A 25,391-nucleotide genomic window follows, 5' to 3' on the forward strand; every position below is an offset into this window, starting at 1 on the left:
ACAAGTGGCATCTCGCGGGAGGGGCCTTCCGGATGGAGCGCGACGAGGCGGGCAAGGAGATCGGCCTGATCTCGCCCACGGACAGACCCTCGGCCTCGCTGCTCGCGGTGGCGCCTGCGCACATCCGCAAGATCCGCCGCGGTGTGCTCGAGCGGAGCCGGTTTCCGGATGTGCTCCACAACGACCGCGGCGTCCTCCGCCGTCCCGCTGCATGGGGCGGAAAGAGCTGAGGCCCCTTCCGGAGAAGGGGCCTCGCGCCCGGTAGCCGAAGCGTCCGGGGGTGTCCTCTCAGCGTACGTGCCTCCCCCCTCCCCGCCGCGAGATGCCACTTGTGCACGCGACACGCCGTGAAAAGCGTGCACAAGTGGCATCTCGCGGGAGGGGCGGGTCAGTCGCGGACCGTGGAGAGGGGCTCGGTGATGCTCTCGAGGCTGCGGCGCTCGGCGTCGACGCCGAAGATCAGGGCGACGACGCCGCCGACGATCATGACGGCCGCGCCGACGAAGTAGCCGACGGTGAGCGGGCCGCGGTCGCTGCCGTCGCCGATCAGCACACCGTAGAGGGTCGGCGCGACGGCGCCGGCGATCTGGCCGAGCGTGAAGAAGTACGAGATCGCCTGGCTGCGCAGCTCCAGCGGGAAGATCTCGCTCACGGTGAGGTAGGCGCTCGAGGCGCCGGCGGAGGCGAAGAAGAACGAGACGCACCAGAGGATCGTCTGGGTCGTCGCGGTCAGCACGTCCATGCTGAACAGCAGCGCCGACAGCGCGAGCACCGCGCCGGAGACGCCGTAGGTGAGGAAGATCATCTTCCGCCGGCCCCAGACGTCGAAGAGGTGGCCGAGCACCAGGGGCCCGACGAGGTTGCCGATCGCGAACGGGAAGAAGAAGTACGAGACGGCGTTCTGCTCCACGCCGTAGAAGTTCTCCAGCACCAGCGCGTAGGTGAAGAAGATCGCGTTGTAGAGGAACGACTGGGTGATCATCATGGTCGCGCCGACCAGGGTCCGCTTCGGGTACTGCCTGATCAGCACCCGCGCGATCGTGCGGAACGGGATGCTCTCGGTCGCCTTCACCGTGATCGCCTGCGAGTCGTCGACCGGCTCGAGCGTCCCGCCCTCCGACTCGACGCGGCGCTCGATCTCGTCGACGGTGCGCTCCGCCTCCTCCTCGCGGCCGTGGGTCATCAGCCAGCGCGGGCTCTCGGGGATGTGCCGGCGGAGATAGATGATCGCGAGCCCGAGGATCGGCCCGAGGAAGAAGCCGAGGCGCCAGCCGACGTTCTCGGCGAAGAGCTGGTCGTTCAGGAAGAAGAGGTTCGCCGCGGAGCCGAGCGCCGCGCCGCCCCAGTAGGTGCCGTTGATCGCGATGTCGACGCGGCCGCGGTACTTCGAGGGGATCAGCTCGTCGATGGCGGAGTTGATCGCCGCGTACTCGCCGCCGATGCCCATCCCCGCGAAGAAGCGGAAGACGGCGAGGAAGAGGTAGTTCGGCGCGAGGCCCGCCAGGCCGCTCGCGACCAGGTAGATCACCAGCGTCAGGATGAAGAGCTTCCGCCGCCCGAGCCGGTCGCTCAGCCGCCCGAAGATCAGCGCGCCGACGATCTGGCCGACCAGGTAGACCGTGCCGAGCACGCCGACCTGCGCGGCCGAGAGGTCGAACTCCTTCGCGAAGCCGGCGCTCGCGACGATCTGGATCTCGAGGCCGTCCAGCACCCAGGAGAACCCGAGGCCGACGACGATCGACCAGTGGAACCGCGTCCACGGCAGCCGGTCGATGCGGGCGGGGACGAGGCTCCGGACGGGGCCGCGCTCTTCGGTGTCGGTGGACATGGCTCGCGCCTTCCTGTCGCCCCGGCTGCGCTGCTGATGCGCGCGGTCCCGGACGCGGCGAGACGACGATAGACCCGAGCATCGCCGGGCTATGCACCCCTTGCCACGGCGCGCCTGCCGGGTGTATCCGACGACGTGCGCGTCTGCTCCCCTCCGCGAGATGCCACTTGTGCACGCCTTTCACGGCGTGTCGCGTGCACAAGTGGCATCTCGCGGAGGGGGGAGGGGTGGGGTGGGCGCGCGGGGACGGCGTGGGTAGCGTGGGGGGATGATCGATGCGACACCCGCCGGAACACCCGCCTACGTCTTGAGCGAGGGGCCCGTCTGGGACGGGGAGACCGGCCGGCTCACCTGGGTGGACATCGAGGCGGGCGCGGTGCTGTCGGCGCCGCTCACCGCGGACGGGCTCGGGGCGATCACCCGCACGGACGTCGGCGAGCAGGTCGGCTGCGCGCTGCCGCTCGGCGACGGGCGCGTGCTCGTCGCGCTCACCCGCCGCCTCGCGATCCTCGAGGTCGACGGCTCGCTGACCCGCGGCTCCGAGCTGCTGCCCGAGGGGCACCGCTTCAACGACGGCTCCATCGACCCGCAGGGCCGGCTCGTCGTCGGCTCGCTGACGCTGGGCGAGTCCGTCGGCGACGACGTGCTGCTGCGCCTCGAGCACGACGGAGCGGTCACCGTGCTCGACCACGACCTGCGGCTCTCGAACGGACTCGGCTGGTCGCCCGACGGCGCGGTGATGTACTCGGTCGACACCGAGTCCGGCGTGATCTACCGCCGGCCCTACCTCGACGGGGTGAACGGCCCGCGCGAGACGTTCCTCGAGCCGGAGGAGGGCGTCTTCCTCGACGGCATGACCGTCGACTCCGAGGGCCGGCTGTGGTGCTCGGTCTGGGGCGGGAGCGGCGTGCGCGTCTACGACTCCGAGGGCCGCCGACTCGAGGGCGAGGGCATCGCGATCGACGCGCCGCACTCCTCCAGCATCGCCTTCGCGGGGGAGGCGCTCGACGTCGCCGTCGTGTCGTCGGCCTCGCGCGACCTGTCGGCGGACGAGCGGGCGCGGTACCCGCTCGCGGGCGGGCTGTGGCTCGCACGGCCGGGCGCGACCGGGCTGCCGGCGCCGCGCTGGATCGAGGCGCCGCTGCCCTGACGAGGCCCGGGGTCGCTTCGGGGCGGGGCGGCGACGGATCGGGGCCGGACTCTCGGACCCGCGGTCAGTCGGCGTCGACCGGCGCGGCCGGCCCCGACGCGGGCTGCGGCGTCAGGGTTACCCGCGAGATCCGGTAGCGGTCGGTCTCGGCGACCCGGAGCACGTGGTCGCCGACGACGAGGGTGTCGCCCACGACCGCGACCCGGCCGATGCGGTCGAGCACGTAGCCGCCGACCGTCTCGTAGGGCCCCTCGGGCAGCTCGATGCCGAGCAGCTCCTCCAGGTCCTCGAGGATCATGCCGCCGTCGAGGTCCTGTAGCTGCTCGGCCGCCTTCGCATCGACGTCCTGGCGCGCGCCGTCGTACTCGTCGTAGATCTCGCCGACGAGCTCCTCGAGCAGGTCCTCGAGGGTGATGATGCCGTCGGTTCCGCCGTACTCGTCGATGACGACCGCGATCTGGTGGCCGTCCTGCCGCATGGTGCGCAGGGCCGCGAGCACCTTCGTCGTGCCGGGCACCGCCAGGATCGGGCGGGTGATGTCGGCGACGCTGCTCGCGGTGCCGTCGCGGCCCGCCTCCGGGAACGCGGCCATCAGGTCGCGCACGTGCACGAAGCCCAGGACGTCGTCGCGGTTCTCGCCGACGACCGGGTAGCGCGAGTGCGGCCGGCCGAGCACCTCCGCGTAGCCCTCGGCGACGGGCAGGTCGCCGCGGAGGAAGTCGACGTCCGGCCGCGGGCGCATCACCTCGGCGACCCGCCGGTCGTCCGCGCGGAAGACGTCGGCGAGCAGCTGCCGGCTGTCCTCGGCGATCTCGGTGTTGCTCGAGATCATGTCGCGCACCTCGTCAGCCGAGACGCTCTCGCCCTTCTCGCGCGGATCGGCGCCCAGCAGGCGGACCACCGCGTCGGTGGAGACCGACAGCAGCCAGATGATCGGGCGCATCAGGCGGGCGAGAGTGTTGAGCGGCGGGGCGAGCACCTTGGTGAAGGCGACCGACTTCTGCATGGCGAGGCGCTTGGGCACCAGCTCGCCGAGCACGAGCGAGAGATAGGCGATGACGAGGGTCATCAGGATCAGCGCGACCGTCGACGCCGCGCCGTTCGACAGGCCGAGCGACTCGAGCGGCGGCACGAGGTCCGGCGCGATCGTCGAGGCGCCGTACGCCGAGGAGAAGAAGCCGGCGAGCGTCACGCCGATCTGCACCGCCGAGAGGAAAGTGTTCGGGTTCCGCACCAGCTCGGCGATGCGCCGGCCGCGCTCGCTGCCCGCCTCGATCGCGCGCACCTGGCTCTCGCGGAGGCTGACGATCGCCATCTCGGTGCCCGCGAACACCCCGCCGATGAGCACGAACAGCACGACGAGGCCGATGTTGAGGAGGGTGTCCAGATCCACGGTGCTCAGAGTACGGACGCCCGCTCGGAGAACGCCTCGCGCCTTCTCAGGCTGGCGGCCGCGTCCGCACCCACCTTCACTCCTCAAAAGTTGAGGTAGTCGCGTCTGACGACCGCAACTTCTGGAGGGTGGGCGGGCGCGCGTCGGGCAGGGTGCGTCCGCTGTCCAGAAGTTGTCGTATCCGTAGGCCGACTACGACAACTTTTGGAGGCGGGGCGACTGTCCGTCCTCCGGCCCGCTCGACCCCGCAAAAGTTGCGGTAGTCGCGCCCGACTACTGCAACTTCTGGAGGGTGGGGAGGGGCGCTCGCGGGCGGGACGGATCCACTCCTCGGAAGTTGCGGTAGTCGGCGGCGAGTACCGCAACTTTTGGAGAGTGGGTGGGGAAGGCGGGCGGGCGGCCGGGCGGTCAGGCGCCGGCCGGGCGGACGCCGATCGTCAGGATGAGGTTCGCGTAGATGCGGCGGTCGCCGCTGGCGATGGTGAGGGCGACGTCGTCGGTGCGGGCCTCGGCGTAGAAGGCGTGGCGCTCGACCGAGGTGAAGGGGACGCCGTCGAGGGTGGCGCGGAAGGCGTCCTGCGCGGGCACGTCGAGGCCGGGCGCGGGCGTCATCACGGTCGCCTCCTCGACGACGATCGCGGTCAGCAGGGCCTCGAGGATCTCGTCGACGGTGAGCATGTCCGGGCGCAGGTTGAGGTGCACGAGCGCGGAGTTCTTCCCGAGCGTGGTGCCGACCGGGTAGTTGCCGTCGGCGATCAGGATGCGGGAGCCGTGGCCGGCGCGGGCGAGCGCGTGCAGGATCTCGGGGTGCAGGAGGGTGGTGGTCAGCATGGTGCTCCTCGGTGGTGGGACGGTGGGGGGACGGGCGTCAGTGGTGGACGTGGGCGACGGAGGCTCCGGCGATCAGCCGGCCGGGAAGGGTGCGCGTCTCGAACGGCTCGGGGCTGCAGTCGAGCCGGCGCTCGATCAGCGCGGCGGCCTCGGCGGCGATGGCGTCGGTCGGCTGCTCGACGATGGTCAGCCGCGGTCGCACGACCCGCGCGAGCTCGACGGTGTCGAAGCCGACGATCGAGAGGTCGGCGGGCAGGCGCAGGCCGGAGTCGCCGAGCGCGGTCAGCGCGCCGACGGTCAGCTCGCGGTTGCTCGCGAAGACGGCGGTCGGCCGGTCGCGGCGGGCGAGGATCCGCTCCATCGAGGCGATCCCGCTTTCGACGCTCAGCGGGCCGAGCTCGACCTCGGCCGGCCCGAGGCCGCGGGAGGCGAGCTCGTCGAGGACGCCCGCGGTGCGCTCCCGGGTGGTCGACACGTCCGGATCGCCGCCGAGCACCGCGATCGCGCGGTGGCCGTGGTCGGCGAGGTGCCGGGCGGCGGAGGCTCCGGCCGCGCGGTTGTCGAGCACCACGCGGTCGGTCTCGAGCTCGTCGTCGACCCAGTCCACGGTCACGACGGGAGTGCCCTGCTCGGAGGCGCTGCGGAGCGCGTCGACGTCGCCCCGGGTCGGGACGGCGACGATCCCGTCGACCATCTTCTCGAGCAGCAGCCCGACGGCGGCGCCCGGCTCGGGCAGGCTGACGCCGATCAGCACGCCGATGCCGTCGCCGCGCAGGGCCCGCTCGAGCCCGGCGATGATCGACAGGTGGAACTCGTTGTCGAGCGCAGGCAGCAGCACGCCCACCGTGCGGGAGCGCCGCGAGCGCAGCCCGCGCGCGAAGCCGTTGACACGGAAGCCCAGCCGCTCGGCCGCCGCCTCGATCGCGACGGCGTTCTCGGGGCGCACCGGCAGGCCGTTGTAGTGCTTCGAGATCGTCGAGAGCGACAGCCCGGTCAGCCGCTGCAGGTCCTTGTACGTCGACACGTCAGAGCGCGGGCGAGCCGTAGCCGTCCCAGCCCGGGATCGTGCCGTCGGCGTCCCAGAGGTCGAGCCAGTCCGCGCTGCCCGGCCAGAGGAAGACCTGGCCCTTGATCAGCCGGTTGTTGCGCTCGGCGCCGCGCAGCGACTCCTGCTCGGCGGCGGTGAGGGCGAGGGAGGCGGCGGCGAGGTTGGCCTCGATCTGCTCGGGCTTCACCGCGAACGGGATCGGGATCTGCCCGCGGTTGACGGCCCAGGCGAGGCAGACGACGACCGGGTGCACGCCGCGCTCGCGGGCGATGGCCTGCACGGCGGGGTGCTCGATGTCGACGAGGTCGCCGTCGACGCGGTCGCGCTCGGGGCGGGACGGCGAGCCCAGCGGCGAGTAGCCGATCGGCTGGACGCCGTGATCGAGGCAGTAGCGGAACAGCTCCGGCTGCTGGAAGCAGGGGTGCAGCTCCATCTCGTTGAGCGCCGGGGCGATGCGGACGTCGGCGAGGATCCGCTCGAGCTTGGCGATCGTGACGTTCGAGGTGCCGAGGTGCCGGACCAGACCGCGGTCGACGAGCGACTCGAGCGCCGCCCAGGTGCGCAGAAACCCGGCGTGCTCATAGGGGCGCGCCTCCGGGTCGCGGGCGTCGGTCTCGGCGTGCGGCGGGTGGTGGTTGGGGAACGGCCAGTGCACGAAGACGGCGTCGAGCACGTCGAGGCCGAGGTCCTCGAGCGAGCGCTCGACCGACGCGACGGCGGCTGCGGGCTCGTGCGCGTCGTTCCAGATCTTCGACATCACGAAGAGCTCCTCGCGCGGCACGCCGGAGTCGGCGATCGCGCGGCCGACGCGCGGCTCGTTGCCGTACACCGTGGCGCAGTCGAGCAGGCGGAAGCCTGCCCGGAGCGAGTGCTCGACGGCGAGGCCGACCGTCTCGGCGTCGTAGCGGTCGGAGCCGAAGGTGCCGGCGCCGATCGAGGGGATGCGGCGACCGCTCGCGAGGGTGCGGTGCGCCGGCGGGGCGGCGGTGCGGGGGTCGGCGGCGGTGACGGCGGCGTCCATGCCACTCCTCGGGGTCGTGAGGCGAAACGATTCGCATTCAGCCTAGGTGCATCCCCACTCGTCGGACCAGGGCCGGGAGGCGAAACGACGCGAATCGTTTCGCCCCCCGGCGTCCACGGCCTCGACCACTACTTGCCCGTCACCGCGTCCTTGACCGCGCCGACGGCCTTCTCGACGATGTTCGGCTTCGGCGTGGTGCCGTAGAAGCGCTCGTCCGGCTGGGTGGGCGGCGGCATCGGCACGCCGTCGTCCGGGCTCGCCGTGCGGTAGCTGAACTCGCCCTTGCCGTCGGGCGTGGGTCCGGACGCCCAGCTGCCCTCGGCGGCCGCGGCGCCGTCCGAGAAGTTGATGTACTCGTACGACACCGAGCGCTCCTCCTTCGAGAGCGGGAAGTTCGAGGGCACCGGCAGGTCCTCCGCGCCCTCCGCGCGCAGCTCGGCGGCGGCGGCGATCCACTGGTTCTGGTGCATCGTGTCGCGGGCCAGGAGGAACGAGAGCAGGTCCCGCACGCCGTGGTCGTCGGTCATGTGGTACAGCCGCGCGACCTGGAGGCGGCCCTGCATCTCGGCGTTCGCGTTGGCGGTGAAGTCGGCCAGCAGGTTGCCGCTCGCCGTGATGTACGAGCCCTGCCAGGGGTTGCCGTTGCTGTCGACGGGGCGGACGCCCGCGCCGGCGACGATCGCGGCCTGGACATCGGTGCCGCCGATGACGGCGCCGAGGACCGGGTCCTTCTTGATGGCGTCCTCGGACTGCTCGACGGGAGCCTTCTCGAGCAGCTGGGCGATCATGATCGCGATCATCTCGACGTGGCCGAACTCCTCCGCGCCGATGCCGTAGAGCAGGTCGCGGTACTTGCCGGGCTCGTGGGCGTTCCAGGCCTGGAAGCCGTACTGCATGGCGACGGTGATCTCGCCGTACTGGCCGCCGAGCACCTCCTGGAACCGGCGGGCGAAGACGGCGTCGGGCTTGGAGGGGGAGGACGTGAACTGGAGCTCTTGACGGTGGAAGAACATGCGGTCGTACCTTTCCGGGAGCAGTCGGTGCGGACCTCGTCGCCCGCCCTTCGACGGTAGGCAGGGCCCTCCGGCGCTCAGAAGGGGCTTGACCTCTCCTGCCGCTGCTCCCGGATCGGCGCACCCGTCGCTCCCGGATCGGACCAGCCGCGCTCCCGGATCGGACCAGCCGCGCTCCCGGATCGGACCAGCCGCGCTCCCGGATCAGACCAGGCGGCGCGACCCCTCCGTGACCACGCGGAACCAGCGGGCGCCGTAGCCGTCGACGCCGACCGTGACCGTGCCGTCGTCGCCGATCGGCTGCGACTCGCCGCCGAGGGAATCGACCAGGCGTGAGCGCGGCTCCGAGCCGGGCAGCGTGATCGTCACGGTGCGCGGGCTCGAGGCGAAGCTGTGCACGGCGACGGTCGTGCCGGTCGACGCGGACATCCGGTGCGCGAAGACGCAGGACTGGTCGGCCGGGAGGTGGGTGTACTCGCCCCAGCCGATCTCGGGCGAGCGGCGGTAGAGCCAGGCGAGGCCCTTGATGTGCGCGAGCAGCGAGCCAGGGTCGCGGAGCTGGGCGGCGGCGTTGACGTGCTCCGGGCCGAAGCCGCCGACGGGCGGGGCCGCGATCAGATCGTCGGCGTCGGCGCGCGAGAAGCCGCCGTTCGCCGCGGAGGTCCACTGCATCGGCGTGCGCACGCCGCTGCGGCCGGGGATGTCGGCGTTCTCGCCCATCCCGATCTCCTCGCCGTAGTAGAGGACGGGCGCGCCGGGCAGCGAGAACAGCAGGCTGTAGACCATCCGGATGCGGCGCGGATCGCCGTCGAGCATGGGCGGGAGGCGTCGGACGACGCCGCGGCCGTGGATCCGCTGCGACTCCTCCGGCGCGAACGCGGCGAAGACCTCGTCGCGCTCGTCGTCGGTGAGCTGCGAGAGCGTCAGCTCGTCGTGATTGCGGACGAAGTTGGCCCACTGGCTGCCGACGGAGATCGGCGGGCGGCTCGCGATCGCCTCGACGAGCGGCGTCGCGTCCTCCCGCGCGAGCGCGAGGTAGAGGCGCTGATTGCCGATGAAGTCGAACTGCATCGACAGCTCGTCGGCGTCCTCGCCGCCGAAGAAGGCGAGCTGCTCGTCGCGGGTCGTGTTGACCTCGCCGAGGAGCATCGCCTCGCCCGAGCGGCGGCTGATGAAGCGGCGCAGCAGGCGCAGCCACTCGTGCTCGTCGCGGGCGCCCGGCTCGATCAGGTAGGGCACCGCGTCGACGCGGAAGCCGTCGACCCCGAGCTGCAGCCAGAAGCCGACGAGCTTCGCGATCTCGTCGCGCACCGCGGGGTTGTCGGTGTTGAGGTCGGGCTGGTGCCGGTAGAAGTTGTGCAGGTAGTACTGCCCGGCCTCCTCGTCGAGGAACCAGACGCCGTCCTCGACGTCCGGGAAGACGTTCGCCGGCTGGTCGGCCGGCGGCTCGTCGCGCCAGACGTAGTAGTCGCGGTAGGGGCTGTCGGGGGAGGAGCGCGCCGCCTGGAACCACGGGTGCTGATCGCTGGTGTGGTTCACGACCAGGTCGACGATGACGCGCATCCCGCGGTCGTGCGCGGTGCGGATCACCTCGACGACGTCGCCGTGGTGGCCGTAGCGCTCGTCGACGCCGTAGAAGTCGCTGATGTCGTAGCCGTTGTCCTTGCCGGGCGAGGAGTAGAACGGCGCGAGCCACAGGCAGCCGACGCCGAGCTCGGCGAGGTAGTCGATCCGGTGCGCGAGACCCTCGAGGTCGCCGACGCCGTCGTCGTCCCAGTCCATGAAGGTCTTGACGTCGAGGTTGTAGTAGACGGCGGCGCGCCACCACAGGTCGCTGGTATCGGTGACCCTCATGCGGACGCCTCCGTGGTGGCGGTCGGGCGGACGTGCGCGGGGGCGGTGCCGCAGGCGAGTGCGGCGGGGGCGAGGGGGGTCATGGCGCTCCGGGGTCGGGTCGGGGAGGGTCACCCTCGACGCTAGATGCGCGATGGATCTGCGTCTGCTCGTTGATTTCTCAGGGAGCGGGCGGCGTCTCCATGCGCCGCGGCCGGGCGGATGTCACGACCTCGCATGCCCGATGCGCGTCCGGCGAGAGTACGGCGGTGTCACTCGATCGTTCCGCCCGGGTAATCCGAAAACTTCGGCGGCTGGATCATCGTCGAGGTCGACGGTGCGAGCATGCCGCCGGCCGAGAGCGCGAAGGTCAGCGCGGCCTGGGTCGAGCGCACGGCGGCCGACTGAGCCGTCAGCGCGTCCGCCCCTGGGTCACCGCCCGGTTGATCGACATCACCGCCGCGGCGCGGGCCCACTCCGAGAAGTCGAACGCGCGCACGTCGAGGGTGAACGCGCCGGCGTCCCAGGAGCGTCCGCGGGCGATGCCCTCGGAGATCTGCGGCTCGGCCAGCGCGTGGACCGCCAGCCCGTCTCCGGTCAGCACCACGAGGCCCGGATCGGTCGCGTCCACCACCGTTCCGATCAGGACCCCGAGCGCGGTTCCCGCCTCCTGGAACGCGGCGGCGGCACGGGGATCGCCCGCGCGGGCCGCCGTGCTCGCCGCGGCGTGGTCCGGCGCTCCGGCGTTCCGGGCGATCGACGCGTTCGTCAGGTAGCTGGAGACGCATCCTCGATGACCGCGGTCGCAGAGCGGGCCGCCGGTGTCGACGAGGAGGTGGCTCAGCTTGCCCGGTCGGCCGTGCGCGCCTCGGAGCAGGGAGCCCTCGGCGATGAAGCCGACGCCGATGCCGACGCCGACGGTGATCAGCGCCATCGTGAGCTCCGAGGAGTGCCCGTGGATGCTGATGCTCTCGGCCAGCGTCAGTGCCTGCACGTCGTTGTCGACCGCGACGGCGAGCCCGGTCCGGGCGCCGAGGAGCTCGGCGAGCGGGACTCCGTCCCAGCCGATGTAGGTCGATTCGTAGACGATCTCCCGCCCCGGGAGGCCGGAGATGGTTCCCGCGAGGGAGACGCCGAGGCCCACGAGAGTCGGGATGCGACTGCGGAAGTCGTCGACGAGCGAGGCGACGGACTCGACCACCTCGGCGACGTCCACGGGGGCGCTGGAGGTGATCGGCATCTCGGCCGACAGGACGACAGCGCCGCTCAGGTCGACCACGGCGGCGTAGATCGCCTCTCCGGTGAGCTTGACGCCGACGAAGTGGTAGGCGCCCGGCACCGGCTCCAGCAGCTCGATCGGTCGCCCCGTGCTCGCGCGCAGCTCGGTCGCGCCCTCCGTCACCAGTCCAGCGGCGAGCAGGTCCCGGGTGGCGCGGGTGAGGTTCGCGCGGGAGACCCCGAGCATGCGCGCCATCTCGGAGCGCCCCAGAGGTCCGTTGCGCAGGACCAGCTGGAGGGCCGCGCGCGCCGTCGCCTGGAGCTCGGGCCACCCGCCCGCCCGAACGTCGAGGACTGTGGACACGCGCTCACCATAGCCCGCGGCCGACCCTGCGGGACCGCCGCCGGAGGACTTAATTTCACTCGTTGACAAAGGGCGAGGCGAGGCGCATATTGATCAGCACGTCCGTGGAAGCGGGCGGGCACCAGGCTTCGCAGCACATCAAAGGAGATACAGGATGCGATTTCGATCAGCAGGCGCAGCGGGAGTGGTGGTCGCGGTGGCCGCGGCGCTCCTCGCGGGATGCACGAGTTCCGGCGGCGGTTCGGGTCCGGTGACCCTCGACCTCTGGTCGTGGGCCCCGAGCACGCAGAAGGTCGTCGACGCGTGGAACGCGGAGAACCCCGACGTCCAGATCAAGTACACCGACGCCGGCGGCGGCGACGACTCGTCGTCCAAGCTCCTCACCGCGAGCCGGGCCGGGAACGCCCCCGACCTCGCGCTGGTGGAGTACACGACGCTGCCCGCGATGATCGTCGCGGACGTGCCGGCCGACATCACGGAGTACGTCTCGGACATCCAGGGCGACTTCACCGAGGGCACCTGGGGGCAGACGACCTTCGACGGCAAGGTCTACGGGATCCCGCAGGACGTGGGCCCGATGTCGTACACCTACCGCCAGGACGTCTTCGACTCGCTCGGCATCGCCGCCCCCGCGACGTGGGACGACTTCCGGACCGCCGCGCAGACGATCCGCACCTCCGATCCCGACTCCGTCATCGCCGCCATCCCGCCCGCGGAGTTCGGCATGTTCGCCGGGATCGCCGCCCAGGCGGGCTCCCAGTGGTGGACCGTCGAGGACGGCACGTGGACCGTGGGCATCGCGGACGAGAAGTCCCTCGAGGTCGCCGACTACTTCCAGGGCCTCGCGGACGACGGTCTCGTCAGCACGGACCCCCTCCTCACCCCCGAGTACGACAAGAAACTGAACGACGGGACCATGCTCTCCTGGCCGTCGGCGCTCTGGGCGCCCGGCGTGCTGCAGAGCGTCGCGCCGGACACGGCCGGCAAGTGGGCGACCGCCCCTCTGCCGCAGTGGACGGCCGGCGACACCGCCGTGTCCTACCAGGGCGGATCCGCGGTGATCGTGACGAAGAACTCGAAGAACGCGGAGGCCGCCGCGGACTTCGCCAAGTGGTACAACGCCAGCGAGGAGGGCCTCGACCTCATCCTGGGCACGCAGAACCTCTACCCCGCGGCGACGTCGGGTCAGGAGCTCGCCACGGACCAGGCCCCTCCGGCGCTGATGCCGCAGCAGACCGACTTCTACAGCCAGGCCGCGGAGATCTCGGCGAACACCACGCCGGTCACCTGGGGACCGAACGTCAACCTCGCGAAGTCCGTCTTCGTGGACGCGCTCTCCAAGGCGATCACCGACAAGACGCCGTGGCGGGACGCGTTCGTCGCCACCCAGAAGGCCGTCGTCGACGACATGGTCAAGAACGGCTTCACCGTCTCCAACGGCTAGCGGCGGGGCCGGGCTCCCGAGCGGAGCCCGGCCCTCCCGCCCGATGTCAGGAATGCTCCTATGACGACCACTTCCGTGCGGACCGCCTCCGCACCCCGCGGGGCGCGATCCCGCCCCCGCAGCACTCGCCCCCGCCTCGCGCCGTACCTCTTCAGCGCTCCCGCGGTCCTCCTCTACGTCTTCCTCACGCTGGTCCCCGTCGGCTACACGATCTGGATCAGCTTCCGCGCCTACCGCCTCCAGGGCTCCGGGATCGGCGGGCGGCGCGTCGACGTCTTCGCCGGCGTCGAGAACTACGCGACGGTCTTCGCGGATCCGGAGATGGCGGCCGGGTTCCTCCGCCTGCTGATCTACGGCGCGATCGCCGTGCCGCTCACGCTCGGACTCGCGCTGCTCTTCGCCCTGCTGCTCGACGTCCCCGCGGTGCGGGCGAAGCGGTTCTCGCGCACGGCGATCTTCATCCCGTACGCGGTCCCGGGGATCGTCGCCGCGCTGATGTGGGGCTTCATGTACCTGCCCAGCACGAGCCCGTTCTCGTACATCACCCGCGGTCTCGGCCTCGGCTCGATCCCGTTCCTCGAGAACCCCGGCCTCTTCGGCTCCCTCGCGAACATCGCGATCTGGGGCGGGGTGGGCTTCAACATGATCATCATCTACACCTCGCTGCGCGGGATCCCGAGCGAGCTCTACGAGTCCGCGCGGCTGGACGGCGCGAACGAGCGGCAGATCGCCCTGCGGATCAAGGTGCCGCTGGTGCGACCCGCCCTGATCCTCACGGGGGTCTTCTCCCTGATCGGCGTCCTGCAGCTCTACGGCGAGCCGACGACCCTCCGGCCGCTGACCAGCCGGATCACCCAGACCTGGGCACCCCTGATGACCATCTACCGGGACGCCTTCATCACCGACAACCTCCCGGCCGCCGCCGCCGCGTCGACGGTCCTCGCTCTGGGGACCCTGATCGTCTCGGCGCTCGTGCTCTGGGTGTCGTCCCGCCGCAGATTCGGAACCCCGTCATGACCCGCACCGAGGAACGGCCGAGGACCTCGCCGTCGAGCCCGCCGAGGACCGCGCCGAGGAGGCCCGCGCGAGGCGCGCACCTCCCGACCCTCCTGCTGATCCTGGGCGCGGTCTACTGCCTGATCCCCGTCGCCTGGGTCTTCGTCGCGGCCAGCAAGGACGACAGCGAGCTCTTCACGACCTTCACCTTCGCTCCCGGCAGCGGTCTGCTGCAGAACCTCGGCGACCTCTTCGCCTACGGCGACGGGCAGTTCGGTCTGTGGGCGGCCAACTCCGTCCTCTACGCGGGAGTCGGCGCGCTGGTCTCGACGGTCGTCTCGACGATGGCCGGCTACGCGCTCGCGAAGTACGAGTTCGTCGGGCGCGACCTGATCTTCTACACGATCCTCGCGGGCGTCCTCATCCCCGGGATCACGCTCGCCATCCCGCAGTACCTCCTCATGTCGGAGGTGGGACTCGCGGGGAATCCGCTGTCGGTGCTGCTGCCGTCGATCATCAGCCCGTTCGGGATCTACCTCTCCCGGGTCTACTGCGCCTCGGCGATGCCGCAGGAGACGCTGGAGGCGGCCCGCATCGACGGCGCCTCGGAGTGGCGGACCTTCCAGTCCATCGCCGTGCCGCTGCTCGTCCCCGGGATGGTGACGGTCTTCCTGCTCCAGTTCGTCGGGATCTGGAACAACTTCCTGCTCCCGTTCGTCATGCTCTCCGACCAGAACAACTACCCGCTCACCGTCGGACTCTTCACCCTGCTGTCGAAAGGCTCGAGCTCTCCGGCGCTCTACAGCCTCGCCATCACCGGTGCGGCCGTCTCGATCATTCCGCTCGTCGCGCTCGTCCTCTTCCTGCAGAGGTACTGGAAGCTCGACCTCATCTCTGGAGGCATCAAGGGATGACCACCACCGCACCCACCACCCCTCGCCGCTGGCCGACCGCCGGTCTGAGCTTCGGCGGCGACTACAACCCGGAGCAGTGGCCCCGCGAGATCTGGCAGGAGGACGTCCGCCTCATGGTCGAGGCGGGGGTGAACATCGTCACCCTGGGCGTCTTCAGCTGGGGCACGGTCGAGGCGGAGGAGGGCCACTACGACTGGTCGGCCACCGACGAGGTGATCGAGCTGCTCTGGCGGCACGGCATCGCGGTCGACCTGGCCACGCCGACGGCCGCGCCGCCGGCCTGGCTGCACGAGGCCCATCCCGAGATCCTGCCCGTGAACGCCGACCTCGTCCCGCAGTTCCCCGGCGCCCGGCTGGGCTGGTGCCCGAGCTCCCGCGTCTTCCACGAGAAGTCGCTGCGCGTCGTGGCCGAGCTGGCGACGCGGTACGCGCACCACCCCGCCGTCGTGCTGTGGCACGTGAGCAACGAGCTCGGGGGCGGGAACGGCCGCTGCTACTGCGACGAGTCGGCGGCCGCCTTCCGCGGCTGGCTCCGTGCGAAGTACGTCGACGTCGAAGTCCTCAACAGTGCCTGGGGGACGGGCTTCTGGGGGCACCGCTACGCCTCGTTCGAGCAGGTCCGGCCCCCTCGCGGCCGGGAGGCGCAGAACCCCGCCGCGATGCTCGACTTCGACCGGTTCTCCTCCGACGAGCTCCTCGGCCAGTACCGCGCGGAGAAGGCCGTCATCCTGTCCGTCGACCCGGACGCGAGCGTGACGACGAACTTCATGGTCGGCCCGTCCCAGGACGTCGTCGACTATCCGCGCTGGGCGGCCGAGGTCGACGTCGTCGCGAACGACCACTACACCCTGCCGACCGACCCCGACTCCGCGCAGGACATCGCCTTCTCGGGCGATCGCATGCGCGGGATGACCGCGGGGCGACGGCCCTGGCTGCTGATGGAGCACTCGACGAGCGCGGGCACCTGGCACCCCGTGAACCGGGCGAAGGCTCCCCGCGAGCTGATCCGGAACAGCCTCGGCCACATCGCCCGAGGCTCCGACGGCGCCCTGTTCTTCCAGTGGCGCTCGTCGCGATCGGGCGCCGAGCAGTACTTCTCGGGAATGGTGCCGCACGCCGGCACCGACTCGAAGATCTGGCGGGAGACCAAGGAGCTCGGCGGGATCCTCCAGCGTCTCGCCGGCGTCGCCGGCAGCCGGGTGGAGGAGGCGCGCGTGGCGATCCTCTTCGACGACGAGGCCGGGTGGGCGCTCACCCGCGGCCTGAAGCCGCGGCACGGGCTCGCCTACGGGCGCGAGGCGCGGGCGTGGCACCTCGCGTTCTGGAGGAGGAACGTCCTCGTCGACGTGGTCGGACCCTGGGCGGATCTGAGCGGCTACGACATCGTCGTCGTCCCGACGCTGCTGCTGGTCGACGACGCCTCGGCGGCCGCGATCGCCGCGGTCGTCGAGCGGGGCGGAACGATCGTCGTCACCTACCTCTCCGGAGTGGTGGACGAGAACGACAGGATCCGCACCGGCGGATTCCCCGGAGCGTTCCGCGAGCTGCTCGGGACGTCGTCCGAGGAGCACTTCCCCCTCCTCGAGGGGGAGCGGGTCCTCCTCGACGACGGGTCGACGGCCGTCGAGTGGATCGAGCTGATGCGCGAGAGCGACCGGGTGGAGGTCGTCAGCCGCTACGCCACCGGTGCGCTCGCCGGACACCCAGCGGTCACGCGGTCGACGGCGGGGCCCGGCTCGGCCTGGTACGTGTCGGCGATGCTCGAGCGGGAGGGCGTCGGCTCGATCGTCGACCGGATCACCGCGGACGCCGGCCTGTCGGGGCTCGGCGTGCCGGACGGGATCGAGGCGGTGCGCCGGGTCGGCGATGCGGGCGGATTCCTCTTCCTCACCAACCACACGGCGCAGCCGGTGACGGTCGCGGCGAACGGCCTCGAGCTGGTCACCGGCTCGCCGGTCGACGGCTCTCTCGACGTCCCCGCGGGCGAGGTCCGCGTCGTGCAGGAGACCCCGTGAGCGTCGCCGCTCCGGCGCCCGACGCCTTCGTCCACCTCCGTGCGTCGGGAGTCTCCGTCGTGCTCGATCTCACCTCGGGCCGGCTCCCCGCGGTGCTGCACTGGGGCGCCGATCTCGGCACCGCCACCCTGGAGGACGTGATCGCCCTCGCGGAGGCGGACGTCGAGCCCGTGGTGCCGAACGTCGTGGACGAGCCGATCCGGCTCTCCCTCCTGCCCGAGCAGCACACCGGCTGGGTCGGACGACCCGGGCTGTCGGGCCACCGGGAGGGGACCGACTGGTCCCCTCTGTTCCGCACGACGGCCCTCTCCGTCGACGGCTCCGAGCTCGGGAGCGGGGGAGCGCTGGAGCTGGTCTCCACCGGACCCGCGACCGTCCTCGTCCACGCCGTCGACGAGACCGCCGAGCTCGCTCTCGAGCTCCGGATCGAGCTGCTGGGCAGCGGACTCCTGCGCGCCCGGGCGGCCCTGACCAACCTCGGCACCGGGACCTACACCCTCGACGCGCTGACCCTCGCTCTGCCGATCCCCGCGCGAGGCCGGGAGATCCTCGACTTCGCGGGGCGCTGGGGCAAGGAGCGGGTCCCGCAGCGGCGCGAGCTCGTGGTGGGCCTGCACGAGCGCGAGGGGCGCAGGGGGCGCACCGGGGCCGACGCCGCGACGGTGCTGAGCGTGGGCGTGCCCGGGTTCGGCTTCGCAGCGGGGGAGGTCTGGGGGATCCACGTGGGCTTCAGTGGCAATCACCGCCACTACGCGGAGCGGCTCTCGAACGGCTTCCAGGTGCTCGGCGGCGGCGAGCTGCTGCTGCCCGGGGAGGTGCGGCTCGCCCAGGGCGCCGCGTACGAGGGGCCCTGGGTGTACGGGGCTTACGGCACCGGCTTGGACGACCAGGCGCACCGCTTCCACCGCTTCCTGCGCTCCCGTCCCTCGCATCCGCGCAGCCCCCGGCCGGTGACGCTCAACGTCTGGGAGGCGGTCTACTTCGATCACGACCTCGACCGGCTCCGGGACCTCGCGGACCGCGCGGGCCGGCTCGGCGTCGAGCGCTACGTCCTCGACGACGGCTGGTTCCGGGGGAGGCGCGACGACACCGCCGGACTCGGCGACTGGTCCGTCGACCAGGACGTCTGGCCGGACGGCCTCGGTCCGCTCGTCGATCACGTCCGAGGCCTGGGGATGGAGTTCGGCCTCTGGTTCGAGCCCGAGATGATCAACCTCGAGTCGGACCTGGCCGCTGCCCACCCCGAGTGGATCATGGCGACCGGCGGGCGGCTGCCCGTGCCGTCCCGCCACCAGCACGTGCTGAACCTCGGCGTCCCGGAGGCCTATGAGCACGTGCTGGCGCGGATCTCGGCGATCCTGACCGAGTACGACATCGCCTACGTCAAGTGGGACCACAACCGCGACCTCGTCGACGCGGGCACGTCGCCGTCCGGTGTCGCCGGCGTGCACGTGCAGACGCTCTCGACCTACCGCCTGCTGGACGAGCTCCGGCGGCGCTTCCCCGGACTCGAGATCGAGTCGTGCTCCTCCGGCGGCGCGCGCGTCGATCTCGGCATCCTCGAGCGGACCGACCGCGTCTGGGTGTCGGACTGCATCGATCCCCTCGAGCGGCAGCAGATGAACCGGTGGACGATGCAGCTGCTGCCGCCCGAGCTCCTCGGCTCCCACATCGCCTCCGGCGTCTCGCACACGACCGGGCGCTCGCACCGCCTCTCCTTCCGAGCCGGGACCGCCCTGTTCGGCCACCTCGGCATCGAGTGGGATCTGGCCACCGCGACGGAGGCGGAGAGCGAGGAGCTGCAGGGCTGGATCGCGCTCTACCGGGAGCACCGGCGGCTGCTGCACTCGGGCGACGTGATCCGCGTCGACGAGGCCGACGACACCCTGCTCGTCTACGGCGCCGTCGCGGAGGACCGGAGCGAGGCGCTCTTCTTCCTCGCCTCGATCGGCCGCTCGGCGGTCTCGCCGCGGGGGCGGTTCGTGCTGCCCGCGCTGGACGCGGACTCCCGCTACCGGGTGCGCCCGGTCTTCGTCGGCGGGCTGCCGGAGAGCGTGCAGGCCCCGGTCTGGTTCGGCGAGGACCTCGGGGGCGACGGTGCCGGATTCCCGGGGACGGTCCTCTCCGGGCGGGCGCTCGCCGCGGCCGGACTGCAGACGCCCGCGATCCTGCCCGATGAGACCGTCGTCCTCTCCGTCGTGCGTGAGGGCTGACCGCTCCGGGCGGCGCGCGGCCGGCCGCCGCCCGGGCTCAGAACTGCAGGGCCGTGCGCAGGGCGAGGACGGCCCCGGCCCGCGCCCACTCGGTGAACTCGAACGGCTGCACGTCGAGGGGGACCGGGCGCTCGGTCGGGACGCGATCGCGCGCGATCGCCGCGCGGACGCGGTCGCCGGCCAGCTCCATCACGGCCAGGCCCTCGCCGGTCAGGATCACCTTCTCGGGGTCGTAGGCGTTCAGGAGGGTCGCGATGAGCACGCCGAGCGTGTGGCCGGCCTCGTCGAAGGCGCGGACGGCGGCGGGGTGCCCGGAGCGCGCCAGCTCCACCGCCCCCGGGTAGTCCAGGTCGGCGACGCCGATCGCGGAGAGGATCGACTCCGCGGGGAGGAACACGCTCGCGCAGCCCCGGTGGCCGCGGCCGCAGTCGGGACCGTCGAGGTCGATGAGGAGATGGTCGAGGGCGCCCGCTCGGCCGTTCCGGCCGGTGACGATCCGGTCGTCGATCACGAGACCGACACCGATCCCGGCTCCGACGGTGAGGAGGGCGAGCGCCTCGGTGCCCGCACCGGCACCGAACCAGTGCTCGACGGCGGTCAGGGCGCGGACGTCGTTGTCCGTGGTGACCGGGACGCCCAGGCGGGCCCTCAGCAGATCGGCGAGCGGGACGTCCTGCCACTGCAGGAAGTAGGAGAACGTGACGATCTGGTGTCCGTCGACCTCGGCCATGTCGCCCGCGAGGCAGACTCCCGCCGCGTGGATGTCGTCGAAGTCGGCGCTCAGCCGGTCGTGGATCCGCCCGATCTGCTCGACCGTCGCGGCGACGTCGGTCGAGTCCAGCGGCTCCTCCACCGCCGCCACCACCTGCGCTCGCAGCGTGGTCACCACGACGAACACGGCGTCCCCCGTGAGCTTCACCCCGAGGAAGTGGTGAGCGTCCTCGCGCACGACGAGCAGCTCGCTGGGGCGGCCCATCCCGGACCGCAGGGCGATCTCCCCCTCCACCACCAGCGCGTTCTCGATCAGCACGCGGGTCGCGCGAGTGAGACTGGCCCGGGACACGTCGATGCGGCGGGCGATCTCGGCGCGGGAGAGCGGGCCGTGGATCAGGAGCTCGCGCAGTGCCGCCCGCTCGGCGTCCGCCAGGTAGGGCCATCGACGGGAGACCGGACCGTCGAGGGGTTGCTCCGACACCTGGCCTCGTCTCGCTCGCGGAGTTCGGAGTGTATCCGAGGCGAGCGGAGCAGAGCGAGGGGGCGCCGTCATCCGCTGCTCCTCTCTCGCTCGGCGGCCGCTTGTCGGGCCGATCCTGTACTTAGTAACCTAAAACAACAATATCGGTGGAACCCGCCGATCCGCCCCGACGCAAGGATGCTCATGGCCCTCCTCCCCCTGCACACCGGCTGGACTCTCGAGGCACTGGCCGGTCCGGTCCCGCCGGGGATCGCGGACCGCGCGATTCCGGCGGCCGTTCCCGGCTGCGCGCACACCGACCTCCTCGCGGCCGGACTGATCGCCGAGCCGTTCGACGGCGACAACGAGAGCGCTCAGCAGTGGATCGGCAGCACGATCTGGCGCTACCGGACGAGCTTCGAGTGGAGCGAGGACGGCGCCGACCGGCACGACCTCGTCGCCGACGGGCTCGACACCGTCGCCACGATCGAGCTCAACGGCACGGTCGTCGCGCGGACCCAGAACCAGCACCGCGGCTACCGGCTCCCCGTCGACGGCCTCCTGGTCGAGGGGGAGAACGTCCTCGTGATCACCTTCGCGGCGCCGGTCGAGGAGGCGGAGGCCCGCTCCGCCGAGCACGGCGAGCGGCCGCACGTGAACCACCACCCGTACAACGCCCTGCGCAAGTCGGCGAGCAACTTCGGCTGGGACTGGGGCATCGACGTCGCGACCAGCGGCATCTGGAAGCCGATCGGCCTCGACAGCTGGTCGGGCGTGCGGATCGCCTCGGTGCGCCCGCTCGTGGGCGTCGAGGGGACCGACGGAGTGCTCGACGCCCACGTCGCGCTCGAGTGGGCGGGCGACGAGGTCGCACCGGTCGTGCTGCGCCTGGAGATCGACGGCGCCGAGGTAGCGGTCGAGGTCCCCGCGGGCGCGACGCAGGCGACCGTGCGGGCGGTGGTGCCCGATGCCGAACTGTGGTGGCCGCGAGGACACGGCGCGCAGCCGCTCCACCCCGTCGCCGTGACCGTCGACGGCACGGCCGCGGAGTGGTCCGGCCGGGTCGGCTTCCGCACGGTGCGGGTCGACACGACTCCGGACGAGGAGGGGACCCCCTTCGTCATCGTCGTGAACGACGAGCCGGTCCAGATCCGCGGCGCGAACTGGATCCCGGATCACGCCTTCGTGACCGAGATCGACGCGGCGCGCTACCGTCGCCGCGTCCAGGACGCCGTGGACGCGAACATGAACCTCCTCCGGGTCTGGGGCGGCGGGATCTACGAGTCGGACGACTTCTACGACGCCTGCGACGAGGCGGGCGTGCTGGTCTGGCAGGACTTCCTCTTCGCCTGCGCCGCCTACGCGGAGGAGGAGTGGCTGGCCGAGGAGGTCGAGCAGGAGGCGCGCGGGGCGATCACCCGCCTCAGCGTCCACCCCTCGCTCGTGCTCTGGAACGGCAACAACGAGAACCTCTGGGGCTACGTCGAGTGGCAGTGGCGCCACCGTCTCGCCGGCGCGAGCTGGGGCGACGGCTACTACCGCGAGCTGCTCCCGCGGCTCGTCGCCGAGCTCGACCCGACCCGCCCGTACTCGCCCGGCAGCCCCTTCTCCTTCCTGGAGTACGCGCACCCGAACGACCCGCGCAACGGCACGATGCACATCTGGGACGTCTGGAACACCCACGACTACACCGTCTACCGGGACTACGCGCCGCGCTTCGTCTCGGAGTTCGGCTTCCAGGGCCCGCCCGCCTGGTCCACCCTCACCGCCGTCGTCCACGACGAGCCGCTGGACCCCTACGGCGAGCAGATGCTCGTGCACCAGAAGGCGCACGAGGGCAACCTCAAGCTCGAGCGCGGGCTGCAGGGCCACCTCCCCGCGCCGACGAGCATCGAGGACTGGCACTGGGCCACCCAGCTGAACCAGGCCGCCGCGCTGCGCTTCGGCATCGAGCACTTCCGCTCCCTCGCCCCGCTGAACACCGGGACGATCGTCTGGCAGCTGAACGACAACTGGCCCGTCGTCTCCTGGGCCGCGGTCGACTTCGACGAGCACCGCAAACCGCTCTGGTACGCGCTGCGGGACGCCTACGCCCCCCGCCTCGCGACCGTCCAGCCGCGCGAGGGCGGGCTCGCGGTCGTGCTCCTCAACGACACCGCGGACGAGTGGACCGGCACGGTCGCCGTCTCGCGCCGGCGCCTGGACGGCACGGTGCTCGCGACCGGCGAGCTCGTCGCCGCCGTGGGTGCACGCGGGGCCGAGACGCTGACGCTCCCCGAGGACGTCGCGGCCGTCGGCGATCCGGCGGACGAGATCGTCGTGGTGGACGTCCCCGGAGCGGCCCGCGCGCTCTGGAACCCTGCGGAGGTCGTCGACCAGCACCTCGATCCCGACCCGGTGTCCGTCTCGGCCGAGGCCGTCGACGGCGGATTCGAGGTGACCGTCACGGCGCACGCTTTCGCGCGCGACGTCGCCCTGCTGGTGGACCTGGTCGACCCTCGGGCCACGGTGGACACGGCGCTGGTGACACTTCTCGCGGGCGAGGCGGCGGTCTTCCACGTGACAGGCGCGGCCGGAGCCGACCCCGCGTCGTTCACCGCGGCCGTCCGGCACGCGAACGGACTGCTGACCGCCGCGCGCGCCTGATCGGTCGACCGGCGACGCCCGGGTGCCGCGCTGCTCGCTCGGCTCGGCACCCGGGCGTCGCCCTGCGCTCAGCCGCCGAGGCGCACGGCGTGCAGGACGAGGGCCTGCGCCGGCCACAGCGGGGGGATCTGCACCCCGAGCGTCGCGAGGACGCGGCCGGACGCGGTGAAGCCGCCGGCGCTCAGCCACTCCGGGGTGGCGAAGCCGTGCAGGCTCGTCCCGATCTCGTCCCGGACGCGCACGCGGTAGTCCGCGTCCAGGTCGAGCCCGAGCAGGCGGATCCGCTCGGGCAGCGAGTCCTCCATCGTCGCGACCGTGGCGATCGTCCAGACGCCCTCGCCGAGGCCCGGCGCCACGGCGCCGACGACGCGGAGGGCGGGATCCCGCGGGTCCGCGTGCACCGCGCTGCCCGTGTGGATCACCCAGCGCAGCTCCTTGTAGAGCGCGGCCCACCGGGTGATCGTCGCGCGCTCCTCCTCGGTGCACTCGAGGATGTTCCACTCGAAGCCGGCTGACCCCATCAGGCTGGTCGCCAGTCGATAGGAGAGGGCGGTGGTCCGGCCGGAGGAGTGCGCGGTGGTCGGGCCGACGTGGCCGCCGACCAGCTCGGGAGCCAGGAGCAGCTGCGTCCAGCGCTGGATGTCCTGCCGCTCGAGGGGATCGTTGGAGTCGCTCGCCCAGACGCGGTCGGCGACGGCGAGCACTCCGAGGTCGCTGCGCGCTCCGCCGCTGGAGCAGGACTCGATCTCGAGGCCGGGGTTCCGGGACTTCAGCTCGCCCATCAGCCGGTACAGCGCCTCCGTCTGCAGGTGGGTGCCGGGACGACCGTGGTGCGTCGACTCGACGAGGTCGCGGTTGTGGTCCCACTTGATGAAGTCGACGCCGATCTCGCCGACCAGCGCGTCGATCCGCTCGAGGAGGTGGGCGTACGCCTCGAGGTTCGCGAGGTCGAGCACGTACTGGCTGCGCAGCGAGAGGTGCTGCGGAGTGGGCACGTGGGCGGGGTCGTGCAGGAGCCAGTCGGGGTGGGCGCGGGCGAGATCGGTGTCGAGATTGACCATCTCCGGCTCGAACCAGAGGCCGAACTCCATGCCGAGGGAGTGCACGTGGCGGGCGAGGGGCTCGAGGCCGTCCGGCCAGACGGTGCGGTCGACGTGCCAGTCGCCGAGCCCCCGGCGGTCGTCGCGCCGGCCGAGGAACCAGCCGTCGTCGAGGACGAACCTCTCGACGCCCACCTCGGCGGCGAGATCCGCGAGGGTGTGCAGGAACGCCGGGTCGTGGTCGAAGTAGACGGCCTCCCAGGTGTTCAGCACCAGCGGGCGCGGCGTGCGCGGATGCTGGGGCCGCGCCCGCTGCGAGCGGTGGAACCGAGCCGCGAGCCCGTCCAGCCCCGCGTCCGACCAGGCGAAGTAGGCCGTCGGGGTCGTGTAGCTCTCGCCGCCCTCGAGGTGGATCTCGCCGGCGCGCAGGAGCTCTCCCGCTCCGATCACGTTCGACGAGTCCGGGAGGCGGTCGTTGCGGTAGCTGCAGTCCGCGCTCCAGCCGAGGTGCACCGCCCAGAGGGAGCCGTCGCGGTCGCGGGGCGGGTCGATCGAGACGAGGTGGAGCATCGGGGCGTCGTGGCCGCCGCGGCCGCGACGCGTCTGCCGCAGCGTCGACCCTCTCGGGATCAGGGCGGTCTGCGGGGCCTTCTCGCGCGTCCACCGGCCTGAGAAGGTCGTGAGGTGATCGACCGCCTTCGGGGCGGGCAGCGTCGCCTCGACCCAGTCGACGACGACGGGGTCGGCCCCCTCGGCGCAGGCGACGGAGTGCACGACGGTCACGACTCCGCCGGCGTCGATCGCGATCCTGGTGCTGAGCCGCACCCCGTTCGCGACGTCCTCGGCGACCACGGTCACCGCCGTGCCGTCCTCGTCCGGGCGGACGTCGGCGCCGCCCCACCGGGCGCGGAGCGGGAGTCCGCCGCGGCTCAGCTGCAGTCCGGGCCGACCGGCCCAGACGTCGCCCTCGACGGGGAGGAGGGACGCCTGCCAGACCGTGTCCAGGGTCTGCGGGGGAGTCTGCCGCCGCGTCATCGCCCCGATCTCGAGGAGTGCGGCGTCGGAGAGCTCACCGAGATCGCCGCCCCAGTGCAGGACGGCGGGAAGGCCGGCCGGGTCGTTCTCGAGGAGGACGCTGACGCCCTCGCGGCGCAGGTGGACGTGGGAGGAGCGCTGCTCCCGCGCGGGGTCGGCGCCGCCCAGGGGCGGAGCATCGAGGAGATCGGTCACGGGAGGCCTTTCGAGACGAG

The 25,391-nt window shown here is 72.0% G+C and carries 19 protein-coding genes; 8 read left to right on the plus strand and 11 right to left on the minus strand.

Going from position 1 to position 25,391, the window contains the following annotated elements:
• Positions 1 to 32 precede the first annotated feature (32 nt).
• Positions 33 to 230, plus strand: coding sequence for a hypothetical protein (locus EDF22_RS18770; RefSeq protein ID WP_123706346.1), 198 nt, complete (start codon positions 33 to 35; stop codon positions 228 to 230).
• Positions 231 to 388: 158 nt separating this feature from the next.
• On the opposite strand, the gene EDF22_RS18775 is transcribed toward EDF22_RS18770, so the two are convergent.
• Positions 389 to 1,828, minus strand: a complete 1,440-nt coding sequence (locus tag EDF22_RS18775) for an MFS transporter (RefSeq protein WP_123706347.1) — start codon at positions 1,826 to 1,828, stop codon at positions 389 to 391.
• Between the two features lie 268 nt (positions 1,829 to 2,096).
• Here EDF22_RS18775 and EDF22_RS18780 point away from each other — a divergent pair, with 268 nt between their 5' ends.
• On the plus strand, positions 2,097 to 2,978 hold the full coding sequence (locus tag EDF22_RS18780; RefSeq protein WP_123706348.1) for an SMP-30/gluconolactonase/LRE family protein: 882 nt from the start codon (positions 2,097 to 2,099) through the stop codon (positions 2,976 to 2,978).
• A 64-nt stretch (positions 2,979 to 3,042) separates the two neighbouring features.
• On the opposite strand, the gene EDF22_RS18785 is transcribed toward EDF22_RS18780, so the two are convergent.
• The 8 genes from EDF22_RS18785 to EDF22_RS18815 form a co-directional block, all read right to left on the minus strand.
• Positions 3,043 to 4,371, minus strand: coding sequence for a hemolysin family protein (locus EDF22_RS18785; protein WP_123706349.1), 1,329 nt, complete (start codon positions 4,369 to 4,371; stop codon positions 3,043 to 3,045).
• A 408-nt stretch (positions 4,372 to 4,779) separates the two neighbouring features.
• The gene (locus tag EDF22_RS18790) at positions 4,780 to 5,202 is read right to left on the minus strand and encodes an RbsD/FucU family protein (protein ID WP_123706350.1); all 423 of its coding nucleotides are present in this window, start codon (positions 5,200 to 5,202) and stop codon (positions 4,780 to 4,782) included.
• A gap of 37 nt (positions 5,203 to 5,239) precedes the next feature.
• Positions 5,240 to 6,226 (minus strand): LacI family DNA-binding transcriptional regulator, encoded by a 987-nt coding sequence (locus EDF22_RS18795; RefSeq protein ID WP_123706351.1) that lies wholly within the window; start codon positions 6,224 to 6,226, stop codon positions 5,240 to 5,242.
• Position 6,227: 1 nt separating this feature from the next.
• Positions 6,228 to 7,271 carry an aldo/keto reductase gene (locus tag EDF22_RS18800; protein WP_123706352.1) on the minus strand — a complete coding sequence of 348 codons (1,044 nt, stop codon included), beginning with the start codon at positions 7,269 to 7,271 and terminating at the stop codon, positions 6,228 to 6,230.
• A 128-nt stretch (positions 7,272 to 7,399) separates the two neighbouring features.
• Positions 7,400 to 8,284, minus strand: coding sequence for a manganese catalase family protein (locus EDF22_RS18805; RefSeq protein WP_123706353.1), 885 nt, complete (start codon positions 8,282 to 8,284; stop codon positions 7,400 to 7,402).
• Between the two features lie 204 nt (positions 8,285 to 8,488).
• The gene (locus EDF22_RS18810) at positions 8,489 to 10,138 is read right to left on the minus strand and encodes an alpha-amylase family protein (protein ID WP_123706354.1); all 1,650 of its coding nucleotides are present in this window, start codon (positions 10,136 to 10,138) and stop codon (positions 8,489 to 8,491) included.
• A gap of 251 nt (positions 10,139 to 10,389) precedes the next feature.
• Positions 10,390 to 10,512 (minus strand): hypothetical protein, encoded by a 123-nt coding sequence (locus EDF22_RS21400; RefSeq protein WP_260303563.1) that lies wholly within the window; start codon positions 10,510 to 10,512, stop codon positions 10,390 to 10,392.
• Positions 10,513 to 10,529: 17 nt separating this feature from the next.
• Complete coding sequence (locus EDF22_RS18815) at positions 10,530 to 11,699, minus strand: ROK family transcriptional regulator (protein ID WP_221180973.1); 1,170 nt, start codon at positions 11,697 to 11,699, stop codon at positions 10,530 to 10,532.
• 250 nt (positions 11,700 to 11,949) lie between these two features.
• On the opposite strand from EDF22_RS18815, the gene EDF22_RS18820 reads away from it, so the two are divergent.
• From EDF22_RS18820 to EDF22_RS18840, 5 genes are read left to right on the plus strand one after another with little or no spacing between them, the layout of a single operon-like run.
• Positions 11,950 to 13,143, plus strand: a complete 1,194-nt coding sequence (locus tag EDF22_RS18820) for an ABC transporter substrate-binding protein (protein ID WP_260303564.1) — start codon at positions 11,950 to 11,952, stop codon at positions 13,141 to 13,143.
• A 60-nt stretch (positions 13,144 to 13,203) separates the two neighbouring features.
• Positions 13,204 to 14,160: a carbohydrate ABC transporter permease gene (locus tag EDF22_RS18825; protein WP_123706356.1), complete on the plus strand. Its 957-nt coding sequence runs from the start codon at positions 13,204 to 13,206 to the stop codon at positions 14,158 to 14,160.
• A complete protein-coding gene (locus EDF22_RS18830) occupies positions 14,157 to 15,053 on the plus strand; it encodes a carbohydrate ABC transporter permease (protein ID WP_123706357.1) in 897 nt (298 codons plus the stop codon). The genes EDF22_RS18825 and EDF22_RS18830 overlap by 4 nt, the downstream gene beginning before the upstream one ends.
• Positions 15,050 to 17,068, plus strand: a complete 2,019-nt coding sequence (locus EDF22_RS18835) for a beta-galactosidase (protein WP_123706358.1) — start codon at positions 15,050 to 15,052, stop codon at positions 17,066 to 17,068. Before EDF22_RS18830 ends, EDF22_RS18835 begins: the two co-directional genes overlap by 4 nt.
• Positions 17,065 to 19,281: an alpha-galactosidase gene (locus EDF22_RS18840; RefSeq protein ID WP_123706359.1), complete on the plus strand. Its 2,217-nt coding sequence runs from the start codon at positions 17,065 to 17,067 to the stop codon at positions 19,279 to 19,281. The genes EDF22_RS18835 and EDF22_RS18840 overlap by 4 nt, the downstream gene beginning before the upstream one ends.
• Positions 19,282 to 19,318: 37 nt before the next feature.
• Here the strand turns inward: EDF22_RS18840 and EDF22_RS18845 are convergent, their stop codons facing one another.
• The gene (locus EDF22_RS18845; protein WP_260303565.1) at positions 19,319 to 20,476 is read right to left on the minus strand and encodes an ROK family transcriptional regulator; all 1,158 of its coding nucleotides are present in this window, start codon (positions 20,474 to 20,476) and stop codon (positions 19,319 to 19,321) included.
• Between the two features lie 183 nt (positions 20,477 to 20,659).
• On the opposite strand from EDF22_RS18845, the gene EDF22_RS18850 reads away from it, so the two are divergent.
• Positions 20,660 to 23,101: a glycosyl hydrolase 2 galactose-binding domain-containing protein gene (locus EDF22_RS18850; RefSeq protein WP_123706361.1), complete on the plus strand. Its 2,442-nt coding sequence runs from the start codon at positions 20,660 to 20,662 to the stop codon at positions 23,099 to 23,101.
• A 68-nt stretch (positions 23,102 to 23,169) separates the two neighbouring features.
• Here EDF22_RS18850 and EDF22_RS18855 read toward each other — a convergent pair whose 3' ends face one another.
• Positions 23,170 to 25,371 carry an alpha-galactosidase gene (locus tag EDF22_RS18855; protein ID WP_260303566.1) on the minus strand — a complete coding sequence of 734 codons (2,202 nt, stop codon included), beginning with the start codon at positions 25,369 to 25,371 and terminating at the stop codon, positions 23,170 to 23,172.
• Between the last annotated feature and the right edge of the window lie 20 nt (positions 25,372 to 25,391).

This window comes from Rathayibacter sp. PhB127 (assembly GCF_003751665.1).
Taxonomy (GTDB): Bacteria; Actinomycetota; Actinomycetes; order Actinomycetales; family Microbacteriaceae; genus Rathayibacter; species Rathayibacter festucae.